This window comes from Nocardiopsis lucentensis DSM 44048, from assembly GCF_000341125.1.
Classification (GTDB): domain Bacteria; phylum Actinomycetota; class Actinomycetes; order Streptosporangiales; family Streptosporangiaceae; genus Nocardiopsis; species Nocardiopsis lucentensis.
Genome location: NZ_ANBC01000199.1, coordinates 1 through 11,783, shown reverse-complemented (window position 1 = coordinate 11,783; position 11,783 = coordinate 1). Strand labels below are relative to the sequence as shown.

Genomic DNA, 11,783 nt, shown 5'->3' with positions numbered 1-11,783 from the left:
GCCGCCCACGACCCCCATGTCGTCCGCGCCGGCCTGGAGCTCGCGCTCCTCGCCGGGACGGCCGCGACCGCCCTGGAGTGGGCGGAGCTGACCCGTACCTGGGCGGCCGCGCACGTCCCGGGGCCGCACGAACCCGCCGCCCCGGCCCTGACCGATCTGGCCGGGCGGTACCGCGCCGCCCTCGCCCACGGCCGAGGACCGCGGGCCGACCATCACGCGCGGCTGTGGGAGGCGGCCCGATGGCGCGTGTGCCGCACGTCCGCCGAGGGGCGCGCCGCACCTCCCGCACCGGAGCCGGTCACCGCCGAACTGTTGGACAGGCTGGGGTCGGACCGGGCGTTCGTCCACCTCACCTGGGCCGGGCAGGACGCCGTCGCCCTGGTCGCGGTGGCCGGGAAGGTGCACGCGCGCCCCCTGGGCCCGCTCTCCCCCACCGTCCATGCCCTGGCGCGGTTCACGCACGCGCTTCCGGCACCGGTGGGCCGCCTTCGCGCGGTGTCGGTCCGCGACGCCGCGGCGGAGGTGTCCCGGCTACTCCTGGCGCCGGTCCTGCCCCTGGTCGGAGACCGTCCGTTGGTGATGGCGGCCGATCCGCGCCTGGGCGACCCGCCGTGGGGGATGCTGCCCGCCCTGTGCGGACGGCCGGTGGACCTCGTGCCCACCGCACGGTTCTGGGTGGAGCACGCCGACCGGGCACGCCCGCCGTCGGAGCGTGTCCTGCTGGTGGCCGCACCCGCGCCCGACGGTGCCCGGCGGGAGGTGAGCGCGCTGACCCGCGTGTATCCGGGAGCACGTGTCCTCGACGGGGAAGGAGCTCGGTTGACCGAGGTGCTCACCGGGTTCGCGGACGCCGACATCGTTCACCTGGCCGGGCACGGCCACGTCCCCGACCGCGTACCCCTGCTCGCCTCGGTCGACCTGGCGGACGGCCCTCTGCTCGCCCGCGACCTGACCGGACTCACCACCGCGCCCGCCCTGGTGACCCTCTCGACCTGCTGGAACGGGCGCGGTTTCGGCGGTGTCACGGGAACCCCGTCGGGATTCGTCGGCGCCCTGCACGCCCGCGGCGTACACACGGTGGTGGCCAGCCCGGTCCCCGTCCGGGACGCCGAGACAGAGGAGGCCATGGTGCGCTTCCACCGGGCGTTGGCGGCGGGGGTCCCGGCGTCCGAGGCGGTGGCTCTCCACCTCGGACCGGCCGGGTTCTGCTGCTTCGGCGCCTGATCGGACGCCTGGGCCGGTGGCTGCCCGGGCGACTACCAGCCGCGCTCGCTCCACTCCGGGAGCTTCGGGCGTTCGGCGCCCAGCGTGGTGTCACGTCCGTGCCCCGGGTAGACCCAGGTGTCGTCGGCCAGTTCGTCGAACAGGCGCTCGCTCACGTCGGCGAAGAGGGAACGGAAGTCCTCGTCGCGCAGCGTGCGGCCGACCCCGCCCGGGAACAGGGAGTCACCGGTGAACAGGTGGGTGTGTCCTTCGGGGTCGTCGTAGCGCAACGCGATCGACCCCGGCGTGTGCCCGCGCAGGTGGATCACGCTCAGGAAGCACTCGCCGACGGGCACCCGCGCGCCGTGTTCGACGGGCTCGTCCACGGACACGGGGAGCTCTTCCCCGTCGACGGGGTGGGCGACCGTACGGGCGCCGGTCTGGCCGACGACCTCGGCGAGGGCCCTCCAGTGGTCCTGGTGGCGGTGGGTGGTGATCACGCGGGCCAGTCCCCGCTCACCGATGAGGTCGAGGATGCGATCCGCCTCGTCGGCGGCGTCGATCAGGACACCCTCACCCGTGGCCCGGCAACGCAGCAGGTAGACGTTGTTGTCCATGGGGCCGACGGCGAGTTTGGCGATCGTCAGATGCGGTAGTTGGCGCAGGTCGGCGGGACCGCCGACCCTGGTATCTCCGGAGTAGCTCACTCCCCCATTGTGGCCCGTCCGCCGACGGCGACGCACCCGGGCCGAGATCGGACGCCCGGGTCACCGGAGCGTCCGACCTCTGGCCGCGGTCGGACGCGGCAACGGCGGGCCGCGGCCCCGCGGGGTCGGTTACTGGGCCCAGCGGGGAGGACGCTTCTCGAAGAAGGCCGCGCGGCCCTCGGCCGCGTCCTCTCCGGCGAAGAACTCGGCGGACAGCTCTCCCATGCGGGTGAAGGCCTCGGTGCGCCGGTCGACGGTGGCCAGGGCGCCGGAGCCGAGGTCGTCCAGGAGCTGCTTGGTGCGCGACAGCGCGCGCGGCGCCGACCCGCGCAGCCCCTGAAGGACCGCGTCCACGGCGTGCGTCATGTCCCGGTCCGGAACCGCCTGGGTGATCAGCCCGGCCTTGGCCGCCGCTGAGGCGTCGAACAGCTCCCCGGTGAGGAAGTAACGGCTGAGCTGGCGCGAGTGCATCCGCGCGGACACCGGGACGGAGATGATCGCCGGCACCACGCCGATGCGCACCTCGGTGAAGGCGAACGTCGCGCTCTTGGGCGCCAGCGCGATATCGGCGGAGGCCACCAGCCCGATCCCGCCCGCACGGGCAGCGCCGTTGAGTACCGCGATGACGGGTTTGGGGGCGCCCATGATCTGCTCGAAGATGGCCGGAAGCTCCGGCGCCGGTTCGACCGGCTCACCCCGAAGCGCCGCGCCGACCTCCTTCAGGTCGGCCCCGGCGCAAAAGACCGGCCCGGTCCCCGTGAGCACGATCCCGCGCACCTCGTCGTCGGCCATCGCGTCGGACAGGGCCTTGGACAGTTCCGAGCGCAGCCGGGCGGACAGGGCGTTGCGGTTGCGGGGGGAGTCCATGGTGACCGTGGCGATGGCACGGTCGACGGTCAGGCGTACCAGGGGGGCGTCGTCCGGGGACTCCGGGGACGGGTGCTGCGTCATCGCAGACTGACCTTTCTCCGTGTGGGCGCGCGTCCGGGGGGACGCGACGCGCACGTGCCCGGTTTGTGGCCTGGCACGTCTCGCTTGTGGCGGTATGCACGAATCCGGTTCAACCTTAGACGGATGGATTATTAAGGCACCACGCCTCCCCGCACCGTGTTCGTTAAGTCCCTGTCACGGTTGTGTTTTCGGGTGCTCACCCGCCCACCCGTCGCCCTCCACCACCCTCAACGGACGCCTCCGGCGCGGCTTCTCCCTCTTCGTCGCCCTCCACCACCCTCAACGGAGGTACCGGCTACCGGGCCGTCACCGCGGAGAGGGCGTCGGCGAAGTTCATCATCGCCGAGACCGCGGCGGCCCCGTCGGCGGCCTCGCTCACGCGCAGGGTGAGCGGCTCGGCCGTGATCGCCCCGGTGTACCCGTGGTCGAGTTCGCAGGTCTCGTCCGCGCAGGAGGCGGGTTCGAGGTCGATGTGAGCGGCGGTACCCCAGTTCACGGACAGGTTGACGCTCAGCACCAGCTCGCTCGGCAGGCTACCGGGCGTGTACTGGGCGGGGTTGGGGACCACCCGGGTGAGCGCGACCGACTGGACGTTGCCGATCTGGATGCTGTCGGTGGTGGTCGACGCGTGCGAGGCACCGCCCGGCTCCGTGGGCGGGTGCTCGTCGGTGTGACACACCACGAGCCGGGTCGCGGTCAACAGCATCACGGTGATGTGCCGCCGCATCTCCATGGCCGGGTCGAAGGTCGCCTCGTGGTGGACGATGAAGGCTTCGGCGTCCTCGTCCCCCAAAGCCGTGGCGACGGCGTCGATCACCAGCGTGGGGTAGTACCCGCTCCGCTCGATCTCCAGCCGCCAGTCGGTGGACACGGCACGTGATTTCCTCATACTCCTATCCTGCCCTCTCCGGGCGACACTTCGCGACCGGGACGGCCAACGCCCGGACCAGCCCATGATCAGAAGGTCACCCCTCGCAGTCGGCGGGGGCCGACGTCGGGCCGGACCTCGGGAGCCTCACGCAACCACATGCGTGCTCCCAGCACGTGCGCCCCGGTGGCGTTGACCAGAACCGGGTCCAGGTCCACGTACCCGATCTCGGGGAAGGCCTCGACCAGGCGCGACACCCGGATGAGCAGCTCCTCCAACGCCTCCACGTTGGGCTGTTCAGCCAGCGAGGTCGCGCCGGCGGGCAGTCCGAAGAGCAGGGGCGCGGCCCGGACGGCGTGGATGAGGTCGGCCGCGTCCATGTCCGTGAGGGGCGCCAGACGGAAGGAGCGGTCGTCGAGCAGCTCGGCGGTCACGTCGGCCAGTCCGAAGGAGACCACCGAACCGAACGACTTGTTGTCGCCGGCACGGACCACCGTGGGCACGCCGGGGGCGGCCATGCGCTGCACCACGAGATCGGCGTCCGCGCCGAAGCGGTCGTGCAGCGACAGGTAGGCGCTGCGCACGTCGTCCGGGGTGCGCAGGTCGGCGCGTACGAACGTGCCGCCCGCCCGGACCCGCAGGTCGGGGGCGTCAGCCTTGACCACGACGGGGTAACCGAGTTCACCAGCGGCCACCACGGCCTCGTCGGCGGACGTGACCGGGATGTCGGGATAGGCGGCGATGCCGTAGCAGGCCAGGAGGTCGCGCGCGTCCTCACTGGAGATCGCCGTCTCCTCGTCGTAACGGCGCTCCCCGCCGAACCAGGCGATCGTGTCCTCGCCGGGCGTGCCCTTGAGCGCGCGGGCGATGGTGGCGCGGGCCCGGGCGCGGTCGATGTCGGGCAGCTCCGGGTGGCGTCCGGGCTTGCGGTCGCGCCACTGGGCGTAGCGCGTGGCGTGGGCGAGCGCGCGTACCGCGTCCTCCGGTGAGGGGTAGGAGGGGACCGAACCGCGCAGCGTCTCCCCCCGCTCACCGACGTGGCGCAGCTCCTCGGGGATGCCCTGGCGGGCCAGGTACGTGGTGACCACCGGCTTGTCCGACCCTAGGGAGCGGGCGCGCAGCACGCGGGCGACGTCGTCACCGATCGGCTGGAGGGCGGGGACGAAGACGACCACGACCGAGTGCACGTCCTCCGCCGCCAGGGCGGTCTCCAGGGCCAGGTCGAAGTCCTCCGCCGTGGCCTGCGGGCCGAGGTTGACCGGCTCGTGCGGCTTGAGCCCCTGGCGCACGGCGGCATCCTTGACCAGGAGTTCCAGGGAATCGGAATTGCCGATGATGCCGACCTTCGGCCCCTCCGGCAGAGGTTGGTAGGCGAACACCTGGGCCGCGTCGAACATCTGCGTGATGTCGTCGACCCGCACCACGCCCGCCTGCTGGAACAGCGATGTGACCGCGTAGTCGGGCAGCGCGAGCCCGCCCGCTGCGTGTCCGGTCGGGGTGGCCTGAGCCGACCCACCGCTGCGCACCGCCACGACCGGCTTCTGCTTGGCCAGGCGACGGGCCAGGCGGGTGAACTTGCGCGGGTTGCCGAGCGACTCCAGGTACTGGAGCACGACCTCGGTGGCGGGGTCCTCCTGCCAGTACTGGACCAGGTCGTTGCCGGACACGTCGGCGCGATTGCCCGCGGAGACGAAGGTCGACAGCCCCATACCGCGTTCGGCGACGCGCTGGAGGATGGCCCGGCCGAGAGCGCCCGACTGGGAGAAGAAACCGATGGGCCCGCGTGGGGGCAGATCGGGGGAGAGGGTGGCGTTGAGCGAGACCGCCGGGTCGCTGTTGGCGATGCCCAGGCAGTTGGGTCCGACGACGCGCATCCCGGCGGCGCGGGCGGTACGCACGAGTTCGTCCTGTCGGGCGCGGCCCTCGGGGCCGACCTCACCGAACCCGGAGCTGACCACGACGAGGCCGTGCACGCCCTTCTCCGCGCACTGCTCGACGACCTCGGTGACGGCCTCGGCCCGTACCGCGACGACGGCCAGGTCGACCTGGTCGGGGATGTCGAGCACGGACGGGTAGGCGCGCACGCCCACGACCGCCTTGGCCTCGGGGTGGACCGGGTAGACCGGGCCCTGGAACTCACCGCCGAGGAGGTTGCGCAGCGCGGTCTGCCCGATGGTGTGCGCGGTGCGGCTGGCACCGATCACGGCCACGGACTCCGGGAAGAGCAAACGGGCGATCGAGCGCGACTCGGCGCGCTGCTCGCGGGCCTGCATGACTTCCTTCGCGTCATCCGTGGGCTGGAGGTCCAGGGTGAGCCGGATGACGCCCTCGTCGAACGTCTGCTGGGCCGTGTACCCGGCCTCACGGAAGACGTTGATCATCCGGCGGTTCTCGGGCAGGACGTCCGCGATGAACCGGCGCACGCCGCGCTCACGGGCGGCGGCGCCGATGTGCTCCAACAGAACCGAGGCCAACCCGCGCCCCTGGTGGGCGTCCTCCACCACGAAGGCGACCTCGGCCTCCTCCGGGGCGACCTTGTCGTAACGCACCACGGCGACGAGGGAGTCGGAGATGGTGGCCACCAGCGCCACGCGGTCCTCGTAGTCGACGGTGGTGAACCTGCGCACGTCACGGTCGGACAGCCGCGGGTAGGGCGCGAAGAAGCGGTAGTAGATCGTCTCCGGGGAGAGGCGTGAGTGGAACTCCCGGAGGAGGTCGGCGTCGTCAGGGGTGATGGGGCGCAGGTGCGCGGTGCCTCCGTCGGTGAGGACGACGTCGGCTTCCCAGTGGTTCGGGTAGGACTGCACGACTGCGAGACTAGACGACATTCGGTCGAATCTGGGGAAAGTCCATGCGGGAGGCCCGAAATGACGGGGTGCCGGTCCACCGCGCCGGAGGTCTCCGACACGAGCGGTCCGGTCGCGACGCACCGTCTGACGTGTCCTGTCGTGTATCCATGGCGCCGTCACTTCGTTACACGCCGCTGATCGTTAACCTGTTAACGTCGTGCGAGCACGGATTCTCACAACTCGGTGGTGGCTGGCGAAATGACACGAGTGGTCGTAATCGGTGACCTCATGACCGATGCCGTCGCGCAGGCGTTCCACCCGTTGGCCCGCGGCAGCGACACGCCTGCGTCCGTGACCATGTACGGCGGCGGTTCCGGCGCGAACATCGCCTCGTGGCTGGCCGTCGGGGGCGTCGACACGACGTTCGTGGGCCGCCGCGGCTCCGACATCACCGGCCGGACCCGTGAGATGGAGCTCATGGGGTACGGCCTGGACTCGCGCATGGTGATGGACCCGGAGCGGCCGACCGGAACGTGCGTCGTCATGATCACCCACCGCGGTGACCGGACGATGCTGAGCGACCCCGGTGCCAACGCCCGGCTCCAGCCCGAGGACCTGCCCCGCGACGTGTTCACCCCGGACGCGCACCTGCACGTGTCCGGGTACACCCTGATCAACCCCGACTCCCGGCGCGCCGCCAGGGTGGCGCTGCGCATGGCACGCGAGAGCGGCATGTCCATCTCGGTGGACGGCGGCTCCCACGCCCCGCTGGAACGCGCGGGCGCGGAGGACTTCCTGGAGTGGACGCAGGGCGTGCGGCTGCTGTTCGCCAACCTCCCCCAGGCCAAGGTGCTCTCCGGCAAGGACGAGCCGGAGGCCGCCGCCAAGGTGCTGACGGCGCACTACCCCAACGTCGTGCTCAAGCTCGGCGAGGAGGGCGGCCTGTGGGCGTCCAAGACCCGCGAGGGCGTGGTGTCCGCCCCGGCCGAGCCGGTCGATCCGAAGCCGGGGTCGGTCGGCGCCGGTGACGCGTTCATCGCCGGGTTCCTGCCCGAGTGGCTGGCGGGCCGCCACCCGAAGGAGGCACTGGGTCGGGCGCACCGGCTCGCGGCGCGCGCCCTGCACCAGCCGGGTGCCCGCCCCGATCTGGGTGAGGGCCAGCCGGTCCGCCGCGGCGCGCCGCGGGGACAGCGGCTGCGGTAGGCGGCGCTTGTTCCTGGCCTGCCCGGAGCCCGCCACCGGCCGGGGCCGCTTCGCGATGGGGCGGGCACCCTCAACCGACGTCTTCGACGCGACACCCACTCTGCACGAGCCCCCGAACGGACAGGATTCTGCCCGCCCGTCGCCCTCCGCCACCCTCAACCGGCGTCTTACAGCGCAGTGACCTCCTCAACGACGGGCAGCATCCACCACACACGCCCTAACCCCCGTTCGTGGCCAGGGTGAAGGGCAACACCTCGGGAGCCCCGGCCCGGCGTAGGAGGGCCGCACCCACGGTCAGGCTCCACCCCGTGTCCGTGTGGTCGTCCACCAGCAGCACCGGGCCCGGTGTTCCCGCTTGGAGGTCCACCAGACGCTGAGCCGTCTCATCGCCCAGAACCAGCTCCGAGTACACCTGGTGCAGACGCAGAGCGCTGTTGTGCCGTCTGGGCCCGGGGCCGCTCTCGGACCGGTACCCCAGCGCCCCGACCGGGGCCAGACGGCCCAGGTCGCAGAGTCTGCGCGCCAGGTCGGTGATCATCGCCGGCCTGGTGAGCGAGGGCATGACCACCACCCCCACCGGTCGGCGCTCCCATCCCCACGTGGCCAGGACCCGGACGACGCCCTGGAGCACGCGGTCGCTGACCGGTTCGTCGGGAGCGTCCTCGGCGAGGATTCGGCGCAGTTCGGTACCCCAGCCGACATCGGTGAGACGGGCCAGGGCCCGCCCCTCACCCGCGCGCAGCTCCTCCTTGATCTTCCCGGACAGTGTCACGCCCAGGGCGTCCATGCCCGTGGGCCACTGGCGCCGGGGCGTGATCGGGGTTCCGGGCCGGTCCAGGTGGTCGGCGGCCGCCGCGCGCCGCCCGGGATCGACGTCGGTGGGCCAGTACTCTCCGGTGCACACGTCGCAGCGTCCGCACGGCTTGGCCTGCGCGTCGTCCAGTTGACGCCGCAGGAACTCCATCCGGCAGGTGTCGGTGGACAGGTAGTCGAGCATGGCGCGCTGCTCCCGCTCGCGCGCCTCCGCGACGGCGGCGTAGCGTTCGGCGTCGTACTCCCAGGGCAGCCCGGTGGCGGTCCAGCCGCCGCGCACACGCCGGACCGCGCCGTCCACGTCCAGGACCTTGAGCATCTGCTCCAGCCTGGTGCGCCGCAGGTCCACACGGGTCTCCAGGCGCGCGACGGACATCGGCGCCCCCTCGGCCGCCAGGACGGCGAGGGTCTCGCGCACGGTGGCCTCCGGCGGGAAGGAGAGTCCGGCGAAGTACTCCCAGATCTGTGTGTCCTCCCGGCCGGGCAGCAGGACCACCTCGGCCCGCTCCACTCCGCGGCCCGCGCGTCCGACCTGCTGGTAGTAGGAGATCGGTGACTGCGGGGCGCCCAGGTGGACGACGAATCCGAGGTCGGGCTTGTCGAAGCCCATTCCCAGGGCACTCGTGGCCACCAGCGCCTTGACCCGGTTGGCCAGCAGGTCGTCCTCGGCGCGGCGCCGCTCGTCCGGGTCGGTCTGACCGGTGTAGGCGCGTACGTCCAGCCCCTGTTCGGAGAGGAACCGCGCGGTCTCCAGCGCCGCGCTGACGGTGAGCGTGTACACGATGCCCGACCCCTGGATCTTGGGCAGGTGCTCGGCCAGCCAGCTGAGCCGGGCGGTGGGGTCGGGCAGGCGTGCGACGGCCAGCCGCAGGCTCTCCCGCTCCAGGGAGCCGCGGAGGACGAGGGTGTCCTGACGCGTGTCACCCGAGCGGAGCTGTTCGGCGACGTCGCGGGTGACGCGCTCGTTGGCCGTGGCGGTGGTCGCGAGGACCGGGACGCCGTCGGGCAGGTCGTGCAGCAGGGAGCGGATCCTGCGGTAGTCGGGGCGAAAGTCGTGTCCCCAGTCCGACACGCAGTGCGCCTCGTCGATGACGACCAGGCCCGCCCCGGCGGCCAGTTCGGGCAGGACGCGGTCGCGGAACTCGGGGTTGTTCAGTCGTTCCGGGCTGACCAGCAGCACGTCCACCTCCCCGGCGGACACGTCGGCGTAGACGGTCTCCCACGCGGTGGTGTTGGCGCTGTTGATGGTGCGCGCCCGGATCCCGGCGCGCTCGGCGGCGGAGATCTGGTTCCGCATCAGGGCCAGCAACGGGGAGACGATGACGGTGGGCCCCGCCCCCTCGGCGCGCCGCAGGGCCGTGGCCACGAAGTACACGGCGGACTTGCCCCAGCCGGTGCGCTGGACGACCAGTGCTCTGCGACGCTCGGCGACCAGGGCGTGGATGGCGGTCCATTGATCCTCGCGCAGCCGCGCCGACTCCCCCGCCAACGCGCGCAGGTGCCGTTCGGCCGCCGCGCGCAGCGCGCCGTCGTGGGCCGGGCCCCCGTGGTCACGGGAGGCGTCGCGGCCGACGGGCCCGTCCGGGTCGGTCTCGGTGGTGTGCGCGTCGCCAGCAGGTGTCGCCATGCGTTCCTTGGTACCAGAGCGGAGGAACGTCGGAGCGGTTGTCCACAGCCCCGACCGCCCGGACGGGGCGGGTTCGGCCCCCGTCTCCCCGGGACCTCCACCGACCACCACCTTCGGTAACGACCCGATAACTCCTCCGTCTGCCCTCATTGCCCACGGGTCACCCTTCCACCCACACTCGACCCCGACGTCCTGGGAGCGCTTCCATTCCCTACCCGCTACCGGAAGGAATGCCCCCATGAGAACCCCCCGCCCACCCGCGGACCCGCCCCCAACGCCGCTCAGCGTCCGCGCACGCCGCGGAGTGCTCGCCACCGCGACCGCCCTGGTCTGCGCCGCGGCCGTGACGGCCGCCCCACCTCCCGCCCCCGCCGCCGACGTCCCCGTCGGCTCCGGCGGCTACACGGAGGGTCTGCCCGAGGGAGCCCCCGGTCCCTCGGACCTGAACGGCACTCCGGTCGCCCCCAAGGTCACCGACGACTTCGACGGCCCCGCCCCCACCAACGAGTGGTGGTCGTCGCTCATCTTCCAGCGCTACCCGGACAACCCGTACGGCGAGAACCTGTTCGCCCACCCCTTCAGCTTCCGCCCCCACGCCGAGGGACTGGAGGTCGGCTATCCGGAACAGCACCGGATCGTCGCCGACGGACTCAAGTACGAGTACCCCCACACCGCCGACCTGTCGATGGGCGTGGACGGCCTCACCTCCCCCGACACCAGGGTGGCCGACCACGGCGACTGGACCGTGACCCCCCGCTGGGAGGGGAACGGCCGGACTCTGCGCGTCACCGTCGGCCAGGGTCTGCCCTTCGCCTACGCCGACACCACGGGCGGCGACGCGCGGGTGGCCTTCACCGGCACGCCGGAAATCTGGCACCAGGAGGGCCCGGTCGTCGGCGCCAGCCTCAACGGTCGGCACTACGCCCTGTTCGCCCCCTCCGACACCGCCTGGACCCGGGCGGGAGACACGTTCACGGCCGCCACCGGCGCCGAGGGCCACTACTCGGTGGCGCTCCTCCCCTCCCCCGATGATCTGGCCGCCTTCGCCCCCTACGCTCACTCCTTCGTCACCGGTTCCCGCGTCTCCTACGAGTACGACGAGGCCGGCGCGACCCTCACCACGACCTACCGGTTGGAGACCGAGCCGCGCGAGGGCACCGAGGACGGCCCCCTGCCCGCCCTCTACCCGCACCACTGGCGGGCGGCCACCACACCCGTCACGGACCTCTCCTACGCCTCGCCCCGAGGGGAGATACGCGTCGCGGAGGGCACGGACTTCACCACCGAGCTCACCACCCAGGGCATCCTGCCCAGTCTGCCGACCGTGGACGCGGCCGACCACGACCGCATGCGGCTCCTGCTGGACGAGGTCCTCGCCGAGCGGGAGCACTTCCCCTCCCCCGGCGACACCTACTGGGACGGCAAGGCCCTGGGCAGGCTGGCTCAGCTCGTCCCCATCGCCGACTCCATCGGCTACACGGAGGCGCGCGACACCCTCCTGTCCCTCGTCAGGAGCCGTCTGGAGGAGTGGCTGACCGCCGGGGGCGAGCGCCGCTTCCACTACGAGCCGGGCTGGGGCACCATGCTCGGCTACCCCGACAGCTTCGGTGCCGCGACCGAGG

At 72.3% G+C, this 11,783-nt stretch carries 7 protein-coding genes and 1 pseudogene; 3 read left to right on the top strand and 5 right to left on the bottom strand.

Going from position 1 to position 11,783, the window contains the following annotated elements; genetic code table 11:
* Positions 1 to 1,224, top strand: a 1,224-nt coding sequence (locus D471_RS0106565) for a CHAT domain-containing protein (RefSeq protein ID WP_017597887.1), incomplete at its 5' end; no start/stop codon positions are given.
* A 32-nt stretch (positions 1,225 to 1,256) separates the two neighbouring features.
* Here D471_RS0106565 and D471_RS0106560 read toward each other — a convergent pair.
* The 4 genes from D471_RS0106560 to D471_RS0106545 form a co-directional block, all read right to left on the bottom strand.
* Positions 1,257 to 1,910 carry an MBL fold metallo-hydrolase gene (locus tag D471_RS0106560; RefSeq protein WP_017597886.1) on the bottom strand — a complete coding sequence of 218 codons (654 nt, stop codon included), beginning with the start codon at positions 1,908 to 1,910 and terminating at the stop codon, positions 1,257 to 1,259.
* 129 nt (positions 1,911 to 2,039) lie between these two features.
* Positions 2,040 to 2,861 carry an enoyl-CoA hydratase-related protein gene (locus D471_RS0106555; protein WP_017597885.1) on the bottom strand — a complete coding sequence of 274 codons (822 nt, stop codon included), beginning with the start codon at positions 2,859 to 2,861 and terminating at the stop codon, positions 2,040 to 2,042.
* A gap of 295 nt (positions 2,862 to 3,156) precedes the next feature.
* Positions 3,157 to 3,750, bottom strand: a complete 594-nt coding sequence (locus D471_RS0106550; protein ID WP_040688619.1) for a DUF5998 family protein — start codon at positions 3,748 to 3,750, stop codon at positions 3,157 to 3,159.
* Between the two features lie 68 nt (positions 3,751 to 3,818).
* Positions 3,819 to 6,536, bottom strand: a complete 2,718-nt coding sequence (locus tag D471_RS0106545) for a bifunctional acetate--CoA ligase family protein/GNAT family N-acetyltransferase (RefSeq protein WP_017597883.1) — start codon at positions 6,534 to 6,536, stop codon at positions 3,819 to 3,821.
* Positions 6,537 to 6,785: 249 nt separating this feature from the next.
* Here D471_RS0106545 and D471_RS0106540 point away from each other — a divergent pair, with 249 nt between their 5' ends.
* Positions 6,786 to 7,721 (top strand): carbohydrate kinase family protein, encoded by a 936-nt coding sequence (locus tag D471_RS0106540; protein ID WP_017597882.1) that lies wholly within the window; start codon positions 6,786 to 6,788, stop codon positions 7,719 to 7,721.
* A gap of 217 nt (positions 7,722 to 7,938) precedes the next feature.
* On the opposite strand, the gene D471_RS0106535 is transcribed toward D471_RS0106540, so the two are convergent.
* A complete protein-coding gene (locus D471_RS0106535) occupies positions 7,939 to 10,161 on the bottom strand; it encodes a RecQ family ATP-dependent DNA helicase (protein WP_017597881.1) in 2,223 nt (740 codons plus the stop codon).
* A 238-nt stretch (positions 10,162 to 10,399) separates the two neighbouring features.
* On the opposite strand from D471_RS0106535, the pseudogene D471_RS0106530 reads away from it, so the two are divergent.
* Positions 10,400 to 11,783 (top strand): annotated as a pseudogene (locus tag D471_RS0106530) (glycosyl hydrolase); the annotation flags it as partial.